This window comes from Massilia pseudoviolaceinigra, assembly GCF_030846505.1.
Taxonomy (GTDB): domain Bacteria; phylum Pseudomonadota; class Gammaproteobacteria; order Burkholderiales; family Burkholderiaceae_D; genus Telluria_A; species Telluria_A violaceinigra.
The window spans coordinates 41,202-60,575 of record NZ_JAVCWL010000043.1 but is presented as its reverse complement, the minus strand read 5'-3'; the positions used below and the strand labels follow the sequence as shown (position 1 = coordinate 60,575).

Here is a 19,374-nt window from a genome sequence, read left to right as displayed (position 1 = left end):
ACTAGCTTCCCTCGAAACGTGCGTGCTGCACGGCGTATCTGATCAGTTCGGCCTGGCCTTCGATGCCCAGTTTGCGCTTGATATTGAGGCGGTGCGTTTCCACCGTGCGTACCGACAGGTCGAGCGCGCGCGCGATCTGCTTGTTGGACTGGCCACCGGCCAGCTGCTGCAGCACTTCCTGTTCGCGCACCGTCAACTGGTTGTCTTGCACGGCGGGACGGGCCAGCTGGCGCGCCAGCGCGGCGCTGTAGTAAATACCCCCGGCCATCACGGTCTCGATGGCCAGCACGATATCCTTGCCGGGCGCATCCTTGAGCACATAGCCGCGCGCGCCGGCCTGCATGGCCTGGCTGACGTATTCGATCTTGTCGTGCATCGACAGGATCAGCACGGCGATGGCCGGGTAGCGCTGGCGGAACTGGGCGGTCGCGTCGATGCCGCTGATGCCGCGCATGTTGATGTCCATCAGCACCAGGTCGATGGCGTGCTCGCCGGCCTGGCGCAGCGCATCGTCGGCGCCGTCGGCTTCGGCCACGACGCGCAAATGCGGCACCGCCTCCAGGCGCGCGCGCAAGCCGTCGCGCACCAGGGGATGGTCGTCGACCAGCAGGATGTGAATGATGTCGGTCATGAGCGCGTGGCGGTGGGTGGAAGCGGAACCGACGCTTGCACCGAGGTGCCGGCGGCGGACGAAGTGATGGCGAGCTGGCCGCCGATGGCGTCCATGCGCTCCATCATGTTGCGCAAGCCGATGCCGCGCTTGGGGTGGATCGCCACGCTGGCCGCATCGAAACCGGCGCCATCGTCGGCAATCGTGAGCGTGACGCAGCCGCCCTCGCAGGCGAGCGTGATGTCGACCTGGCGCGCCCCGGCATGGCGTTCGATATTGGTCAGCGCTTCCTGGGCGATACGGAACAGCACTGTGTTGGCCACATCGTCCAGGCCCTCGCTGCCCCCGCGCGCCAGGAACCGCACCGGCAGCGCGCTGTTCTGGGTCGCTTCGTGCGCCAGGTGGTCGAGCGCGGCGGCCAGGCCCAGGTCGTCGAGAATGGCCGGGCGCAGGTTGTGCGAAATGCGCCGCACCTCGCCCAGCACATCGTTGAGCTGGCTGGCGGTGTGCTCGAAGCTGGCGCGCGCCTTCTGCTGCTGGGCCGCGTCGCCACCGAGGCGGATCACGCCGGCCTCGATCTGCAGCTTGATCGATACCAGCCACTGGCTGATGCCGTCGTGCAGGTCGCGCGACAGGCGCGCCCGTTCCTGCTCCTGCGACTCGACCACGCGCTGGGCCAGCACCTTGAGCTTGGCGTCGGCCACGCGCAGCTCGCTGATATTTAACGCCAGCCCGGAACTGGCCACCACCAGCGCGCTGACAATGGCCAGCACCGCGATCCACAGCAAGGTGCCCTGGATATTGCGCGACTGCTGGGCGTCGATCTTGGCCAGGGCGGCGTCCACGTCGTCGAGATAAATGCCGGTGCCCAGCATCCATCCCCAGTTTTCCATCGGAATCACAAACCCGAGTTTGGGCGCCGGTTTGTTGATCGACGGCTTGGCCCAGATGTAGCGCTGCAGCCCGCCGCCAGCCCTGGCGCGCGCGATCAGGCGCTGGATGGTCGGCTCGCCGTTGACGTCGCGCATGTCCCACAGGTTGCGTCCCACCAGCCCGGGCTGGCGCGGATGCATCAGGCTGTTGCCCTGGTAATCGTAGACAAAGAAATAGCCATCGTCGCCGTAGCTCAGGGTCGACAAGATGCGCTTGGCTTCATCGAGCGTGGCGTCGTCGCGTTTGCCGGAATTGACCAGATGGGCCACCGAGCGCGCCGCCAGATCCACGTAGTGCTTCAGTTCGGCTTCCTTGCTGGCCAAATAGGCTTGCTGGATCGTATCGCGCTGCTGCTGGGCCAGCGTGATGGCCTGATGGCGCACGAACAGCGCAATCGTGCACAGCGCCAGAATCAGCGGCGTGATCGCGAGAAAGATGACCTTTTGCCTTAACTTCATGCAGCGCCCGGCCTGCCGTTGACGGCTTTGTGAAATGAGCCACATTCTACGTCCCTTCCGCCGCGAGTGGTTACGTAGTAATACGTATTGCCCTGCGTATTGGTGCGCTTGCCCAGGAGAACCTCCCATTCGATACTGAATCACGCTGTGCGGAGTCTACAACCGGCTTGACCGGTCAAACCGGCACGGACCATAAAAAAACACCTTGGAGGAGTCACCATGAAACGTCTGTCAAGCCAGCTCGGCTGGGCTGCGCTGTCGGTTTTCGGCGCTTGCGCGCTCGGCTATATCGCGCTCAAGCGCGGCGAAGCCATCAATGCGATCTGGATCATCGCCGCGGCGGTCTGCGTGTACCTGGTCGCGTACCGCTTCTATAGCCAGTTTATCGCCGATCGCGTGCTCGGGCTCGATCCCAAGCGCCAGACCCCGGCCTACAAGTTCAACGATGGCCTCGACTACGTTCCCACCAATAAATACGTGCTGTTCGGCCACCATTTCGCCGCCATCGCCGGCGCCGGCCCCCTGGTCGGCCCGGTACTGGCCGCGCAGATGGGCTACCTGCCCGGCATGATGTGGATCCTGGCCGGCGTGGTGCTGGCCGGTGCGGTGCAGGACTTCATCATCCTGTTCATTTCCACGCGGCGCGACGGCCGCTCGCTCGGCGACCTGATCAAATCGGAACTGGGCGACATTCCCGGCGTCATCGCCCTGCTCGGCACCTTCATGATCATGGTCATCATTCTCGCCGTGCTGGCGCTGATCGTGGTCAAGGCCCTGACCGGCTCGCCGTGGGGCAGCTTCACCGTCATGGCCACCATTCCCATCGCCCTGTTCATGGGAGTGTACTCGCGTTACGTGCGCGTGGGACGCATCGGCGAAGTGTCGCTGATCGGCTTCGTGCTGCTGATGCTGGCCATTATCGGCGGCCAGTACGTGCAGGAACACGCCGTGCTCGGCCCCATGTTCACCTACACCGGCACCGAACTGACCTGGATGCTGATCGGCTACGGCTTCGTGGCCTCGGTAATTCCCGTGTGGCTGCTGCTGGCGCCGCGCGACTACCTGTCGACCTTTTTGAAGATCGGCACCATCGTGGGCCTGGCGATCGGCATCCTGATCGTCGCGCCGGACCTGAAAATGCCGGCCATGACCAAGTTCATCGACGGCAGCGGACCGGTGTGGTCGGGCAGCCTGTTCCCCTTCCTGTTCATCACGATTGCCTGCGGCGCGGTATCGGGTTTCCATGCGCTCATTTCGTCCGGTACCACCCCGAAGATGATTGAAAACGAGCAGCATGCGCGCTTCATCGGCTACGGCGCGATGCTGATGGAATCGTTCGTCGCCATCATGGCGCTGGTGGCCGCCTCGACCATCGAGCCGGGCATTTACTTCGCCATGAACAGCCCGGCCGCGATCCTCGGCACGACAGCCGAATCGGCGGCCGCGGCCGTGACGCAGATGGGCTTTTACATCACCCCAGAAATGCTGACCGAGACCGCGAAAGATGTCGGCGAAAGCACCATCATTTCGCGCGCCGGCGGCGCCCCGACCCTGGCGGTGGGCATGGCCAACATCCTCTCGAACGTCATCGGCGGCAAGGCCATGATGGCTTTCTGGTACCACTTCGCGATCCTGTTCGAGGCCTTGTTCATCCTCACCGCGGTGGACGCCGGCACCCGCGCCGGACGCTTCATGCTGCAGGATTTGCTGGGCACCTTCGCGCCCTCGCTCAAACGCACCGAATCGATCCCGGCCAACCTGATCGCCACCTCGCTGTGCGTGGCGGCCTGGGGCTACTTCCTGTACCAGGGCGTGGTCGATCCGCTGGGCGGCATCAACACCCTGTGGCCGCTGTTCGGCATCGCCAACCAGATGCTGGCCGGCATCGCCCTGATCCTCGCCACCTGCGTGCTGTTCAAGATGAAGCGCGCCAGGTATGCGTGGGTGACCATGGTGCCGACCGCCTGGCTGCTGGCCTGCACCCTGACCGCCGGTTGGCAGAAGATTTTCCACGACAATGTGCGCATCGGTTTCGTGGCTCACGCGCAAAAGTTCCAGGCAGCCATCGACCAGGGCACCGTGCTGGCGCCGGCCAAGTCGATGGCGCAGATGCACCAGATCGTGTTCAACGATTACCTCGATGCATCGCTGGCGGGCTTCTTCATGTTCGTGGTGCTGTCGGTACTGTTTTTCGGCGCGCGCACGGTGTTCAAGGCACGCGCCAATGCCGCGCCAAGCTCGCAGGAAACGCCGTTCGTCGCCAACGCGGTCACGCCCGCATGAGCATGTTCAGCACCCTGCTTGATGCCGGGAGCGGCCTGGCCCAGGCCGGCCGCTATCTCGGGCAAAGCATGCGCCTGATGGTCGGCCTGCCCGAGTACGACACGTATGTGGCGCATAGGGAGGCAACCCATCCGGACCAGCCGATGATGAGCTACGAAGAGTTCTTCCGCGAGCGCCAGGAAGCGCGCTACGGTGGCGCGGGAAAACGCGGCGGCTGCTGCTGAAACACAAAGGGACGCTGCGGCGTCCCTTTTTTACACCCGCACCGTGCGCGCGCCGTCATTGGGCGGGGGCGCGCACGGTCCCGAAGACACGCGCTTGCAATATCATCCAAGCAACTCCCACCTGTCGCATTTTCAGACACCGTCCCGGCACCTTTGTGCCTTATCAAAGTCGTGCCAGATCAATCCCCGTATATTTTTCCTGCGGGACATATTTCCCGGGCCACACCACCTTTTGCCGGGTCGTCCCATGCTGAACTTTGAACGCTCAAGCCTGAACAAAAAACTGACGATCATCTCGTTCCTGTCGACCGGCACCGCGCTGTTCTTTGTCTTCATCGCCTTTGCCGTCACCTCGGTCCTCAACCACCGCAAGGACGAGGGCATGCAACTGTCCTCGTTTGCCGGTGTGATCGGCACCAACAGCGTCGACGCGCTGATGTTCAACGATCGCGATCAAGCCACCGCCACCTTGTCCGCGCTCAAGGCCAAGGTCGAAATATCCAACGCGGTGTTGTTCGACCGCAAAGGCAAACTCTTTGCCCGCTACGTGCGCAGCGGCCAGGCCGAACCGGAACCGAGCGCGCCGGAAATGAACCTGGATGAAGACGTACTGGCCGAAGCGAGCCGCCAGGGCAGCCGCTTCTGGTCCAGCCGCATGCGCCTGTACCGTCCTATTATCAACGGCAATTATCAGGTCGGCATCGTCATGATCGAAGCCGACCTGACCCTGATGTGGCTCGACATCCTCAAGAGCCTGGGCGTGATCGCCGCTGCGATGGGCGGCTCGCTGCTCATGTCGCTGATGCTGGCCAGCCGCTTCAAGGCCAGCATCGCCGACCCGGTGGCCAAGCTGATCAATGCGGCGCAAAAGGTCTCGGCCAGCCAGAACTACAACTTGCGCATCCCCCACGAGCGCACCGACGAAATGGGTTCGCTGATCGACAGCTTCAACGCCATGCTGGCCCAGATCGAAGGGCGCGGCGCCGCCCTCACCCACCACCGCGACGAACTCGAACGCCAGGTCAGCGTGCGCACCGAGCAGCTGGAAAAGGCCAAGAACGCGGCCGAAGCGGCCAGCCGCGCCAAGAGCGCCTTCCTGGCCACCATGAGCCACGAAATCCGCACCCCCATGAATGGCGTGCTCGGCATGACCGAAATGCTGCTGAGCACCGCGCTCAACGATACCCAGCGCAACTACACCAAGCTGGTCAAGCGCTCCGGCGAGCACCTGCTGGTGATCATCAACGACATCCTCGATTTTTCCAAGATCGAGGCCGGCAAGCTGTCGATCGAGTACATCAACTTCAACCTGTGGGACTTGCTGGACGACATCAACACCATCTACACCCCGCAAGCGCAGGCCAAGGGCATCGCGCTCGACTTTGCGATCGCCAACGATATCCCGATCGCCATCTGCGGCGACCCCAACCGCCTGCGCCAGATCATGGCTAACCTGATCGGCAACGCGCTCAAGTTCACCGACCGCGGCCAGATCCTGGCCAAGGTCGCTGTCGAAACCGAGGACGGCGCCAGCGTCGGCCTGCGCTTCGAAGTGCACGACACCGGCATCGGCGTCTCGCGCGAGGCGCGCAGCCGGATCTTCGACGCTTTTTCCCAGGCCGACAGTTCGACCACGCGCAAGTACGGCGGCACCGGCCTTGGGCTGGCCATTTCGCGCCAGCTGGTCGAACTGATGGGCGGCAAGATCGGCGTCGACAACGCCCCCACCCAGGGCTCGATTTTCTGGTTCACGGTCAGCTTCGACAAGCGCCGGGTCGACCCGAACATGCTCGATGCCAGCCTGCGCATGACCGAGGGCATGCGCGTGCTGATCGTCGATGAAGAGGCAGAGAGCCGCGCCAGTCTCGAACACCAGCTGGCCGAGTGGCAGGTCGCCAGCGACAGCGCGGTGTCGGCGCGCGACGCGGTCGACCGCCTGCTGGCCGCGGCCCACAGCGGACGCCCGTACGAAGTGGCGATCATCGACATGAACCTGGAGCGTACCAGCGGGCTGTCGCTGGCGGCCGGCATCAAGGGCGACCCCGCCACCAGCGCCACCCGCATCATGCTCATCAGCGACAACCGGCTGGCCGCCGATCCGGTGCAGCGGCGCGAAGCAGGCGTGGCGTATCAGCTGATCAAGCCGGCGCGCGCGGCCGACCTGTTCGAATGCATCATGACGCGCCCGCGCGGCAAGCAGGTTGCCTCCCTGGCGCCGGTACCGGTGGCGCACGCCCCGGTCGCGCCAACAGGGCGCAAGCTGCGCCGCCAGCGCGTGCTGCTGGCCGAGGACAACCCGGTCAATGTCGAAGTGGCGACCGCCATGCTCGACTCGCTCGGCCTGGGCGTGTACTGCGCGCGCAACGGCGCCGAAGCGCTGGCCGCGGCCCGCACCGACGGCTACGACGTGGTGCTGATGGATTGCCAGATGCCGGTGATGGACGGCTTTGCCGCCACCGCCGAAATCCGCCGCCACGAGCGCGAATGCGGCCGCGCGCGCACGCTGCCCATCATTGCGATTACCGCCAACGCGCTGCAGGGCGACCAGGAAGCGTGCCTCGCCGCCGGCATGGACGATTACCTGAGCAAGCCATTCAGCCAGCAGGAGCTGGCCGCCGTGCTCGGACGCTGGATCACGCTGCCGCTGGCCGCCAACGTCCACCACGCCGGCGCAGCGCCGGTGCCGGTGCCGGCTCCGGTATCTGCTCCGGTCCCGGCGCCGGTCCCTGCGCCCCCTCCCGCGCCGCCGGTGCAAACCGTGCGCACCGACGCGGCGCCGCGCGAAGCGGGTCCGCATGATGCCGTGCTGCGCCAGACCGAGCCGCGCGCGCCGGCCGCGCGCCGGCCAGCCACGCCGGGCGCGCTGCAGCGCGACGTCATCAACCGTCACGCGCTCGAAAATATCCGGGCGCTGAGCAAGGAGCGCGGCGACGCGCTGGTGCAAAAAGTGATTGCGGCATATGTGGGCGACACGCCGCAGCACCTGCGCACGCTGCGCCAGGCCATTTCCGGGCTCGATCCGGGCAACCTGCGCAAGGTCGCGCACAGCCTCAAATCGAGCAGCGCCAATGTCGGCGCCGAAACGCTGGCGCAGATGTGCAAAGACATGGAAACGCTGGGCCGCACCGATACCACCGAAGGCGCGTCCGGCATCCTTACCGACATGGAGCGGGAATTCCAGGCCGTGTGCCACTCGCTCAATGCCCTCCTAGAGAAGGAACATTAAAAATGGCTGCTACCCCAATCAAGCGCGGCGTCGTCCTGGTGGCGGACGACGATCCGGTCATGCGCCTGCTGATGCTCGAAATGCTCGGCCAGGTCGGCCTGGACGCGATCGAAGCGGAGGACGGCCTGCAGGCCGTCGCCCTCTACCAGAGCATGGCGCCGGACCTGATCCTGCTCGACGTCGACATGCCCAACATGGACGGCTTCTCGGCCTGCCGCGAGATCCGCCGCATCGAAACCGGCGCCCCGGTACCGATCATCATGGTCACCGGCGGCGACGACATCGAAGCGGTCACCAACGCCTACGAGGCCGGCGCCACCGACTTCGTGTCGAAACCGATCAACTGGCCGATCCTCGGCCACCGCGTGCTGTACGTGCTGCGCGCCAGCGACGCCATCGTGCGGCTGCGCATCGCCGACGCCCACAACCGCGCCGTGCTGGCCGCCATCCCCGACACCTTTTTCCGGCTCGGCAAAGACGGCGTCTACCTCGATTACGAACAGGGCCACGACGCCTCGGCCGCGATTCCCGCGGAACTGTGCGTGGGCAAGCACATCACCGAAGTGCTCCCGCGCGACATCGCCGAACGCCTGCTCGAACAGATGCACTGCGTGCTCGATACCCAGCACGTGCGCTCGGTCGAATATGAACTGGCCAGCTTCGGCATGGTGCAGCACTTCGAAGCGCGCCTGGTCGCCACCGGGCCGGACGAGGTGCTGGGCCTCGTGCGCGACATCAGCGAGCGGCGCCGCACCGAGGAACAGATCCGCCGCCTGGCCTACTGCGACAGCCTGACCGGCATTCCGAACCGCCAGGCGTTTCTCGAAACGCTGGAACGCGAACTGCACCGCTCCAAGGTCGGCAAGAAGAAGTTCGCGGTGCTGTTCATGGACCTGGACGCCTTCAAGCGCATCAACGACACCCTGGGCCACAACGTGGGGGACCATCTGCTCAAGATCGTCTCGGAGCGCCTGCGCGAAACGATCCGCCCGAGCGACCTGGTCTCGCGCGGGGACCAGTCGCACAACCTGGCGCGCCTGGGCGGCGACGAATTCACGATCCTGATACCGGACCTGGAGCGGGTCGAAAACGCCCTCAATGTGGCGCACCGCGTCAAGGAAGCGATGCGCCGCCCCTTCCTGATCGAGGGGCACGAGATTTTTGTCACGGCCAGCATCGGCATTTCGCTGTTCCCGGAAGACGGCGACGATTGCGATTCGCTCCTCAAGTTCGCCGACACCGCCATGTATCACGCCAAGAACTGCGGCAAGAACAACGCCAAGCTGTACAGTTCCTCGCTGACGATGCAGATCATGAGCCACGTGAAACTCGAAGTGGGCTTGCGCAAGGCGCTCAAGAACGAAGAGCTGTATCTGCTGTACCAGCCGCAGATCGATGTGCGCTCGTCCGAGATCGTCGGCGTCGAAGCGCTGGTGCGCTGGCGCCATCCCGAGCGCGGCATCATTTCGCCGACCGAGTTCATTCCCCTGGCCGAGGAAACGGGCTTGATCGTGCCGATCGGCGAGTGGGTGCTGCGCACCGCCTGCAACCAGGCCAAGGCCTGGCAAAAGGCGACCGGGCGCGCGATCCGCATGGCGGTCAATTTGTCGGCCAAGCAGTTCAAGGACGAGAACCTGACCCAGATCGTGCTCTCGGCGCTGCACGACTCGGGGCTCGATCCCAAGATGCTGGAGCTGGAACTGACCGAAGGCACGCTGATGGACGACGCCAAGGCGACCATGGCGACCCTGGAGCAGCTGCGCGGGATCGGCGTGTATCTGTCGATCGACGACTTCGGCACCGGGTACTCGTCGATGAACTATCTGAAACGCTTCGATGTGCGTGCGCTCAAGATCGACAAGAGCTTCATCTGCGGGCTGCCGCAGGATTCGGAAAACGCCGCGATCACGCGTGCCATCATCGCGATGGCGCATGGATTGAAGATGGTGGTGGTGGCAGAAGGCGTGGAGACCGATGAACAGCTGGTGCTGCTGGAGGAGTACGGGTGCGATCTGGTGCAGGGGTTCTATCTGGGGCATCCATCACCGCACGAATCGATCACGCTGATGCTCAACAAAGCCGGGGCGATGGCGCTGGCGATGAAATAGGGCCGGGAGCCGCCTCACAACGTCGACCCCGCGCCAAGGCGCGGGGTCGACGGTTCGATCCGGGTTACTTGAACGTCAGCGTATGGCGCGCCGTCCCCGGCAGCAACGGGGTCGGTTTCCCGCTCACCCAATCGGCATGGCCATCCATGAAATACGGCGACAGCGGATGTCCGCTCTGCCCGCCCGGCATGTTGAAAACGCCCTGCTCTTCCTTCCCGGGCGACACCGTCATCCGTTCCGACTGACCAAAGTTTTTACCCGACACGCGTGGCATGTTGGCGTCGCCGGGCAGCATGTCGGCCGGTGCGCTGAGCCAGCGTGCCACGAACGGCACGGCGGCGGCAATCGGATGCGCAATGGCCGCCGTATTGCGCTCGCCCCAGGTCGCACTTGACAAGGGCATGCCATCGGCCGCCAGTTCCACAATCACCCGGTCGATCGCTTCGAGCTGCACCGACTGCCAGTTCGCGTGCCCCGGCGGCAGCCACGCAGCCGGCTGCTCGTCGAGCAGGCGCGTGACTACTTCCGGCCAGCGCGACGTTGCCAGCGCCATGGTCGACTTGGGATGCAGCGCGGCCAGATCGCCGTTGACTCCCTCGAACAGCACATCGCCCACCGCCCACATGAAGTGGCGCGCCAACCGGTAACCGACCGAATCGACACTGGCACGCCCGCTCCAGCTCTTGTTCAACAGGTCCAGGAACTGCGCGCGCTGCGGCTTGGCCTGCAGCGCCGCCGTGTCGAGCACCTTGATCGCGCGCTCGCGCCACGGCGCGACAAACAGCGCGCGGTCATCCAGCGCCACGCCGTACACGCCCGCCAGGTCGGTCTTCGGCCCCAGCGCAGCCAACCCGTCGCGTATCTGGCGGTTGCGCGCGCCGATATCGAAGCCGCCGTCGCCGAGGGTCTGCGCGTGCGCGCCATTTAACTGGCGGCTGTTGGCCGTCGACAGCTGGCCGCCGGGCGGATTGACCACGCGCGGATAATCGGCCGGCGCCAGCGCACCATCGAAACTGGCCTGCCCGCCATCGACAGCCAGCGGGAACGTGGCGCCGCTGCCCGGCTGCGTGCGGCGCGGCAGCGGGCCGGAAATGGTCCAGCCGATATTGCCCTGGTCGTCGCCGCCGACGAAATTTTGCGACGGAATGCCGATGGTGGCCGCGATCGACAATGCTTCATCGAGCGTATCGACCGTCTCCAGCCTGATCGGATCGAGATTGATCGAGGCCGGCGCGTGCGCCAGCCAATGGATGGCATACGGCCGCCCGCCGCTCTCGCGCACGGGGCCGAACGAGGTGTCGAGTACCGTCATCCGCTCGGCGGGAGCGCCCTTGACCAGAATGGTTTCGACGACGGCAACCGGCTTTTCCCAGCCCGCGGGAGTACGCAACTGGTCCGGATGCTGCTTGTCCTGGCCCAGCATCACCAGGTCGAGCAGATCGGCGTAGCTGTTGGTGTAGCCCCAGGCGACACGGCCGTTGCTGCCGGCGATGATGACCGGCGGCGCCCCCGGCAAGGTGACGCCGACGATGCGGCGCGGCGCGCCCTTGGCGTCCGGGTACTGGATCGCCAGGCGGTACCAGATGTTGGGCAGGGACAGACCGAGGTGCATATCGTCGGCGACGATGGCCACGCCATCCTTGCTGCGGCTGCCGGCGATGGCCCAGTTGTTGCTGCCAACCGAATCGATGAAGTCGGCCGACGCAGTCTGGTGCGCGCCGGGCTGGCGCGGCTTGCCCCACCATGCCGGCGGCGCAGGTGGGATCGGCACCGGCGCGACGGCGATGCCGTCGGCGTCGAGCGGAGCGTCCCACTTGCTCGCTTCAGGCAGCAGGAAGGCCAGCTGCGCGGCGTCGCTGTGGTCGCGAATCCAGCCCCGCGTCAGTTCGCGCGGTTCGACCGTGCCTTGCAGGTCGAAGTACATCGCGCAGACCACCAGCAGCGAGTCTTCCGCGGTCCAGGGACGCGGCTTGACGCCGATCAGGGCGTATTCGAACGGGTTGGCGCCAAGCGCCGTCAGGCCGGCGTTGATGCCCGCGACATAGCGATCGAGCAGCTGGCGGTCGGCCGGGTTGAGCAGCTTGAGCGAAGCGGCCACGCGCGCGCGGAAGCGGTGCAGGCGGTTGGCGCGGTCGCGCGGCAAGGCGCGCGCGCCGAACAGTTCGGCCAGTTCGCCGGCGCCCGCGCGGCGCAGCAAGTCCATCTGGAAGAAGCGTTCCTGCGCATGGACGAAACCCGTGGCGTAGGCGACGTCCGCACGGCGCGCGCCGCTGATCAGGGGCACGCCGCGCTCGTCGCGCGCCACCGTGACCGGGGCCGACAGGCCGGGCGCCTTGATGTCGCCGTCAAGCCGCGCCAGGCTGGCGCGCAGGTATAGCCACACGGCCAGTGCGGCGAGCACCAGCAGAACAAGCAGGCCAAGCAGCAGCCGGACCGACCGGACTTTGATTCCACGCGTACGCATAACATTCCCCGGGGTTGATTTCGCAAGGCATCTTGCCAGAAAAATCAGGCTGTGCGCAAACTTGTTGGTGGGACCCTCGCGGCGAGACTAGAACAAGTACGAGGTTCCCCTTAACCGTTTGATATGGATCACGCCCCTGCTCGGCAGGCCCTCTTAAGCTATGTCAAGGACATACGCGACCGCGCGCAAAGCGGACGCGCATACAGGAGATATCAATGCGTAAGCTCATGACGGTGTGTATTGGCGCGTTGCTGCTCACGGGCTGCACCACGCCGCAGCAACGGGCCGCCTCGGCGCAGGCGGAAATGGACCGGATGATGGTCGTGTACGGCCCGGCATGTTCCAGGCTAGGCTATCCGTCCAACTCGGATCCGTGGCGCAATTGCGTACTGCAACTTAGCGCGCGGGACGATCTGCAGCGCTATGGCTATCCGCATTTTCATGGCGGTGTGGGCCGGTCGCACTGGTCGCTGGGCGGTTATTGGGGTCCGTACTGGTAGCGGCTGCGGCCCATTGACGGGCAAAGGCGCTCTTGGTCAGCGCCGCGCGCGATTGCAGCAAATGTTCGATGAGTTGCTGCGCGTGGCGCAGCAGTGCGGGGTGGCGGGCGTCGCGCGGGTGCAGGGCCATGCGTACCAGTGGCGAAGCGTGCATCAGCCGGGCGAGTGTCCGGGCGAGCGGCGGGGAAACGATACGCCCGGCGCGGTTGCGTGCCGCGTACACCAGGGATGGCGATAGCAAGGCGCGGGGCAATGGCGGCGGTTCGGAGAACATAGGGGCTCGCCGAGGGCCGTCCTCGCGCGGGAACGATGGTTGCAAGGGCGGCGTGGCAGCCGACGGATTCAAGGGCGGTGTCGGAATCGCCGGATTCGAGGGCATCGGCATCAGAACGTGAAAATGGTTCCACGTCGTCGTGTAGAGAAACGGGTAGCTGCGCACCGCCTCCCAGGCTCCATCGCTGAGCAGCCATGCCGGGGCGACGAAACCGCTCGCGAGCCAGCCCCGCTCATCGAACCATGCCAACCCCAGCTCGATGCGGCGCCTCGCCTCGGCCGCGTCGAGCGCGGCGAACTCGCCCTCCCCTTCGGTGTACACCCCCCGCAAAAAGCGGCTGCGCCAGTCGCGCCGCGCCGCAGCGGTATCAACATGGGTATAGCCATGCAGCGCGATTTCATGACCGTCGGCCAGCACGCTGTCGAGCGCCGCTTCGCACGCAGGCGAGCGGTCCTCGCCGCCATGCCAGCGCGGCACCGCCAGCCACGTGAGCGGAATGTCGGCCACCGCCCGCACGGCCTGCAGCAGGCGCAGGCAATCGGGCCAGGTGGCCGGCGCCACATCGTGGATGACGACGCACAGCGCCGCCTGCTCATTCGGTGGCGCAGACACGTTCCGCCTCCAGGTCGGCCCGCGCGCGCGATGCCAGCAGGCCCGCGTAGCGATTCATCAGCTGCGGCATGATGCGGTTCCAGTCGTAGTATTCGTGCGCCTTGCGCGACGCCGCGCGCGACATCGCCGCCAGGTCCATGCGGAAGATCGCCTCGATCCCGGCGGCCAGGCTGTCGACGCTGTTGGGCGGCACCACGATGCCCGTTTTGTCGTCGATCAGCTCGGCCACGCTGCCCCCGCTCGTGCCCACCACGGGCAAGCCGCACGCCATCGCTTCGGGCACGATCAGGCCGAAGGTTTCGCAGTCGCCGGGATGGACCAGCACATCGCAGCTGGCCAGCAGGCCGGCCAGCACGCGCTGGTCGCGCTGGAAGGCGATCAGGCTGGTCCCGGCGCAGTGCGGGACCGCACCGCCGCCGCCGATCAGCAGCAGGTGGTACGGCGGCCCCAGCTTGCGCACGGCATCGATGAGCACCGTCAGCTTTTTCTCGGCGGTGAAGCGGCCGGCGTAGACCAGCAGCCGCGTTTGCGGCGCCAGTCCCAGGCGTTCGCGCAGCGACGCGCTGCGGCGCTGCGGGCAAAACGTGTGGATGTCGATCCCGAGCGGCTGGTGCACCACATCGCGCACGCCGATGGCCGCCAGCTGGTGCACCATCAGCCGGCTCGGTGCGAGCACCAGGTCGAACTGCCGGTACAGGTGGGCCAGGTAGGCGCTGGCGGCGCGCCGCGCGGGCTGGCCGAAGCGTTCGTGTATCAGGCGCGGCAAATCGGAATGGTAGAAGGCGACCGCCGGCACGCCCAGCTTGCGCCGCACGCGCAGCGCCGCCCATGCGCCGTGGCCGGCGTCGCCGGCTTCGATCAGGTCCGGTCGCAGGCCGAGCATGATGCGCGCGGACGCGCCGATCGAGAGCGGCATGCGAAAGCCGTTCACGCCGGGAAAGGCGATGGCGGGAACGCGCCGCAATGCCGGCGCGCCCTCGCGGCTGTCGACGTTGGTACTGAGGATGGTGTGGCGCACGCGGTTGCGGCGCGCAAGCCAGGCCGCCTTGGCGTTGAGGTAAGTGCTCACGCCGCCTTCCGCGGCATAAAACATGGTGATGTCGACGAGGTGCATGTTGGTGGACTCGGTTGGGAGAGCACACCATAGCAGCGCAAAGCGGGTGGAGTTTGAGCGCACGCAAACGCTCGCTGCGCGACATGGGATGGAACGCCGCTGGCAGCGAACCGAACTGGCGGCAGCCAGCAGCTTCTACAGCACCTTCGCCTGTCTCAGGGCGGCAATCGCCTCGGCGTCATAGCCGAGGCTGGCGAGGATGTCGTCAGTGTGTTCACCCAGCGCCGGACCAAGCCAGCGGGTCTGGCCCGGCGTGGCCGACAGCTTGGGCGTGATGGCAGGCAGCTTGACCGGCGTGCCGTCGCTGAAGTGGTGCTGCTCGAACATGTCGCGCGCGAGGAACTGCGGGTCGCTCATCATGTCGCGCACCGAGTAGATCTTGCCGGCCGGGACATCGGCCGCCTGCAGGGTCGCCAGCGCGCTGGCTATGCTTTGCGTGGCGCACCAGGCCTGGATCGCATCGTCGATCTCGGCGCTGCGCGGCACGCGGCCATCGTTGCGCGCCAGTTGCGCGTCGCCCGCCATGTCGATGCGGCCCATGGCCAGCATCAGGCGCTTGAAGATGGCGTCGCCGTTGCCGGCGATGACGATGTTCTCGCCGTCGCCGGTGGTGTAGGTATTCGACGGCACGATGCCCGGCAGCGCGCCGCCGGTACGCTCGCGCACCACGCCGGCGTGGTCGAACTCGGGCACCAGCGACTCCATCAGATTGAACACGGCTTCGTACAGGGCCACGTCGACCATCTGTCCTTCGCCGTCGACGCGCCCGCCGCTGGCGTCACGGTGGCGCAGCGCCATCATGGCGCCGATCACGCCGTGCAGCGCGGCCACCGAGTCGCCGATCGACACGCCCACGCGCACCGGCGGGCGGTCCGGGTGGCCGGACACGTAGCGCAGCCCGCCCATCGATTCGCCGATGGCGCCGAAGCCCGGCTGGTCTTTCATCGGGCCGGTCTGGCCGAAGCCGGACAGGCGCACCATGATCGCGGCCGGGTTGAGGGCCTTGATCTGTTCATAGCCGATGCCCCATTTTTCGAGCACGCCGGGGCGGTAGTTTTCGATGATGATGTCCGCTTCCAGCGCCAACTGCCTGGCGATGGCGCGGCCGCGTTCATCCTTCATGTTCAGGGTGATGCTTTTCTTGTTGCGCGACTGGACCGACCACCACAGCGAGGTGCCGTCCTTGAGAACGCGCCACTGGCGGATCGGGTCGCCGCCATCGGGCGCTTCGACCTTGATGACGTCGGCGCCGAATTCGGCCAGCATGCGCGCGCAGAACGGGCCGGCGATCAGCGTGCCCAGTTCGAGCACCTTGATGCCGGCCAGCGCGCCGGGCTTGAATGGCGGCGCCGTCATCAGGTGCTGCGCCGGTCGAGCATCGCGCGCGCGATGGTGCCCGGATCGACGTATTCGAGTTCGCCGCCGACCGGCACGCCGCGCGCCAGGCGGCTCACCTTCAGGCCGCGCGCCTTGAGCATTTCGCTGATGTAGTGCGCGGTGGCTTCGCCTTCGTTGGTGAAATTGGTCGCCAGGACCACCTCGCCGACCACGCCGTCAGCGGCGCGCACCAGCAGTTTTTCGAGGTGGATGTCCTTCGGGCCGATGCCGTCGAGCGGCGACAGGCGGCCCATGAGGATGAAGTACAGGCCCTTGTAGGTCAGGGTCTGCTCGATCATCATCTGGTCGGCCGGCGTCTCGACGACACACAGCAAGGTGGTGTCGCGCTGGTCGTCGAGGCACAGGTCGCACACGTCGGTTTCGGCGAAGGTGTTACACAGGGCGCAGTGGTGAACCGCGTCGACCGCCTGGTACAGCGCGCGCGAGAGCATCGCGGCGCCCTCGCGGTCGTGCTGCAGCAGGTGGAAGGCCATGCGTTGCGCCGACTTCGGGCCGACACCGGGCAAACGGCGCAGCGCTTCGGTCAGGAAGTCGAGCGATTTGGACATTTAGAACGGCATCTTGAAGCCGGGCGGCAGCTGCATGCCGGCGGAGAGGCCACTCATTTTTTCGGCGGACGTCGCTTCTGCCTTGCGCACGGCGTCGTTGAAGGCGGCGGCGACCAGGTCTTCCAGCATGTCCTTGTCGTCGGCCAGCAGCGACGGGTCGATCGAGACGCGCTTGACGTCGTTCTTGCAGGTCATGACGATCTTCACGAGGCCGGCGCCGGACTGGCCTTCGACTTCGACGCTGGCCAACTGTTCCTGCGCCTTCTTCATGTTGTCCTGCATGGCTTGCGCCTGTTTCATCAAGCCTGCGAGCTGGTTCTTCATCATGGTGGTTCTCCGGGATTCAAAAAATAGTCAATAAGGGGGTGGCGGTTCAGGCGGAGGCGCCGGGCGCCGGGGCGGGACGCACCGAGCCGGGCACGATGAACGCGCCAAGGTCGCGCATCACGTCTTTCACGAACGGGTCGTTGGCCACGGTTTCTTCGGCCACGCGCTGGCATTCTTCGCGCCAGGCGATCGCTTCGGCGCTGGCCGTGTACCACACCGGACCGATGTCGATCTCGAGGTGGATCTTGGTCGTGGCAAAGCGCTCCTGCAGTGCTGCGCACAGTTTTTCGGTATTGCCGCTGGCGCGCAGGGTGTCGATCGGCACGCGCAGGCTGAAGGTGGTGACGTTACCGTCCACCACGCAGGACACCAGTTCCGTCTGCAGCGCCAGTTGCTGCGATACGCCGCGCAAGGTCAGGCCGGCGGCGAGGCCGGGCCAGTTACCGTCCCAGCCGATCTCGGGCACCGGGGTGATGACGTAGGCGGGGCGCGCACGCGCGGGCGCGCGCATGGCGGCGGCCGGTGGCGCTTCCTGGGCGACGGCGGTGTCGTCGGAAAATTCGGTGACCCACGATGGCGGCTCGTCGTCCTGCATCTCGGGATAGTGCGCTTCCGGCATCGGTGGCGCTGGCGGCGGTGCGGCCTGCGGTGCGGCAGCCTGGGACTCGCCCTGCTCCCACGGCGGCGGCGCCTTCGATGCGGCCGGCGCGGCCGGTGGTGCGGGTGCGGGCTCCGGCTCCGGCGCGGCCTGCGTTGGCGCAGCCGCGGCGGCGTTGGCGGCGGCCTGGTTCGACATGGCGGTCGGACGGCGCGGCGAGGAGTTCTGTCCGCGGCTGGCCGAACGCGCCGCTTCGAGGGCGGCGTTGATCGCGGCGCGCGCCGAGTTCATGGCCGGCACGCTGGCCGCTGGTGCGGGCGGCGCCGGAGCGGGTGCCGCCGCTGCTGGCGCAGGCGGTGGCGGCATGCGTGGCGCCGGTGGTGGCGGCGCGCTCACCACGGCGTGGCTGGCGACGGCTGCCGAGGCGGCACGTGCCGGCGCGGCGGCGGCTGCCGCAGCACGCGCTGGCGAGGGCGAACGGGCCGCGGTCGAACCGCTCGGCGGCGCGCCTTCGGCGCCACCGTTGCCGGGGCGGAAAGCGAGCATGCGCAACAGCGTCATGGTGAAGCCGGCGTATTCGTCGGGCGCGAGGCCGATTTCGTTGCGGCCGTGGACGGCGATCTGGTAAAACAGCTGCACTTCCTGGGCGTCGAAGGCCGCCGCCAGGCGCAGGATGTCGGCCAGTTCGGGCAAATCTTCGGGCACGGCCGACGGCACGCTTTGCGCCAGCGCGATCCGGTGCAGCAAGGTGCCAAGGTCCTGCAGCGCGCCGTTGTACGACAGGCTGCGGCTGGCCATTTCGTCGGCCACCGCCATCAGGTCGGCGCCGTCTTGCGCCAGCAGCGCGTCGAGCAGGCGCACCAGGTAAGTCTGGTCGAGCGCGCCGAGCATGCCCTGCACCGCTTCGAGCGTGACTTCGCCGGCCGCGTAGGCGATCGCCTGGTCGGTCAGCGAGAGCGCGTCGCGCATCGAGCCGTGCGCGCCCTGGGCCAGCAGGCGCAGGGCCGGCTGCTCGAAGCTGATGCCTTCCTGGCCGAGGATGTTGTCGAGGTGGCTGATGATATGCCCCGGCGGCATCTGCTTGAGATTGAACTGCAGGCAGCGCGAGAGCACGGTGACGGGTATTTTCTGCGGATCGGTGGTCGCCAGGATGAACTTGACGTGCTCGGGCGGCTCTTCCAGCGTCTTCAACATGGAGTTGAAGGCGTGGTTGGTCAGCATGTGCACCTCATCGATCATGTAGACCTTGAAGCGCGCGTTCGAGGGGGCGTACACGGCTTGCTCGAGCAGCTGGGCCATTTCGTCGACGCCGCGGTTCGAGGCCGCGTCCATCTCTATATAGTCGACGAAGCGGCCGGCGTCGATGGCGGTGCAGGCTTCGCACACGCCGCACGGGTCGGCGGTGATGCCGCCGGTGCCGTCAGGGCCGATGCAGTTGAGCGACTTGGCCAGGATGCGCGACAGGGTCGTCTTGCCGACACCGCGGGTGCCGGTGAACAGATAGGCGTGATGCAGGCGGCCCGATTGCAGGGCGTGCGTCAGGGCGCGCACCACGTGCTCCTGGCCGACGAGCGTGTCGAAATTCTTGGGACGGTATTTGCGGGCGAGGACTTGATAGGACATGCTGAATTTTACCGTAGATAGCGAACGCGGCGGGGATTCCCGCTCCCCGAAAAGGCAATTGTAGCAAGAGCGCG

13 protein-coding genes are annotated in these 19,374 nt (G+C 66.4%); 4 read left to right on the top strand and 9 right to left on the bottom strand.

The annotated features are described in order from the left end of the window. Position 1 precedes the first annotated feature (1 nt). Positions 2–631 (bottom strand): response regulator, encoded by a 630-nt coding sequence (locus RBA40_RS29920; protein WP_306652240.1) that lies wholly within the window; start codon positions 629–631, stop codon positions 2–4. Then, positions 628–2,001: a cache domain-containing protein gene (locus RBA40_RS29915; RefSeq protein ID WP_306652239.1), complete on the bottom strand. Its 1,374-nt coding sequence runs from the start codon at positions 1,999–2,001 to the stop codon at positions 628–630. The genes RBA40_RS29920 and RBA40_RS29915 overlap by 4 nt, the downstream gene beginning before the upstream one ends. Before the next feature lie 219 nt (positions 2,002–2,220). Here RBA40_RS29915 and RBA40_RS29910 point away from each other — a divergent pair, with 219 nt between their 5' ends. The 4 genes from RBA40_RS29910 to RBA40_RS29895 all read left to right on the top strand — a co-directional run bounded on the left by RBA40_RS29910 (position 2,221) and on the right by RBA40_RS29895 (position 9,842). Next, the gene (locus RBA40_RS29910) at positions 2,221–4,284 is read left to right on the top strand and encodes a carbon starvation CstA family protein (RefSeq protein ID WP_306652238.1); all 2,064 of its coding nucleotides are present in this window, start codon (positions 2,221–2,223) and stop codon (positions 4,282–4,284) included. Continuing rightward, the gene (locus RBA40_RS29905; RefSeq protein WP_306652236.1) at positions 4,281–4,508 is read left to right on the top strand and encodes a YbdD/YjiX family protein; all 228 of its coding nucleotides are present in this window, start codon (positions 4,281–4,283) and stop codon (positions 4,506–4,508) included. Before RBA40_RS29910 ends, RBA40_RS29905 begins: the two co-directional genes overlap by 4 nt. A 247-nt stretch (positions 4,509–4,755) precedes the next feature. Beyond that, positions 4,756–7,734, top strand: coding sequence for a hybrid sensor histidine kinase/response regulator (locus RBA40_RS29900; RefSeq protein WP_306652234.1), 2,979 nt, complete (start codon positions 4,756–4,758; stop codon positions 7,732–7,734). A 2-nt stretch (positions 7,735–7,736) separates the two neighbouring features. After that, entirely contained in the window at positions 7,737–9,842 is a 2,106-nt protein-coding gene (locus RBA40_RS29895) for a putative bifunctional diguanylate cyclase/phosphodiesterase (RefSeq protein WP_099881265.1), read from the top strand. A gap of 64 nt (positions 9,843–9,906) precedes the next feature. On the opposite strand, the gene RBA40_RS29890 is transcribed toward RBA40_RS29895, so the two are convergent. The 7 genes from RBA40_RS29890 to RBA40_RS29860 form a co-directional block, all read right to left on the bottom strand. After that, positions 9,907–12,306 (bottom strand): penicillin acylase family protein, encoded by a 2,400-nt coding sequence (locus tag RBA40_RS29890; protein ID WP_306652232.1) that lies wholly within the window; start codon positions 12,304–12,306, stop codon positions 9,907–9,909. Positions 12,307–12,702: 396 nt separating this feature from the next. Then, positions 12,703–13,692 carry a DUF2334 domain-containing protein gene (locus tag RBA40_RS29885; protein WP_306652231.1) on the bottom strand — a complete coding sequence of 330 codons (990 nt, stop codon included), beginning with the start codon at positions 13,690–13,692 and terminating at the stop codon, positions 12,703–12,705. Continuing rightward, positions 13,673–14,806: a glycosyltransferase gene (locus tag RBA40_RS29880; RefSeq protein ID WP_306652230.1), complete on the bottom strand. Its 1,134-nt coding sequence runs from the start codon at positions 14,804–14,806 to the stop codon at positions 13,673–13,675. Before RBA40_RS29880 ends, RBA40_RS29885 begins: the two co-directional genes overlap by 20 nt. A gap of 135 nt (positions 14,807–14,941) precedes the next feature. Further along, positions 14,942–16,162 (bottom strand): CaiB/BaiF CoA transferase family protein, encoded by a 1,221-nt coding sequence (locus tag RBA40_RS29875; protein ID WP_306652228.1) that lies wholly within the window; start codon positions 16,160–16,162, stop codon positions 14,942–14,944. Then, the gene (recR, locus tag RBA40_RS29870; RefSeq protein WP_306652226.1) at positions 16,162–16,752 is read right to left on the bottom strand and encodes a recombination mediator RecR; all 591 of its coding nucleotides are present in this window, start codon (positions 16,750–16,752) and stop codon (positions 16,162–16,164) included. The genes RBA40_RS29875 and recR overlap by 1 nt, the downstream gene beginning before the upstream one ends. Next, positions 16,753–17,079 (bottom strand): YbaB/EbfC family nucleoid-associated protein, encoded by a 327-nt coding sequence (locus RBA40_RS29865; protein ID WP_099881273.1) that lies wholly within the window; start codon positions 17,077–17,079, stop codon positions 16,753–16,755. A 46-nt stretch (positions 17,080–17,125) separates the two neighbouring features. Then, complete coding sequence (locus RBA40_RS29860; RefSeq protein ID WP_306652224.1) at positions 17,126–19,300, bottom strand: DNA polymerase III subunit gamma/tau; 2,175 nt, start codon at positions 19,298–19,300, stop codon at positions 17,126–17,128. Positions 19,301–19,374: the final 74 nt, after the last annotated feature.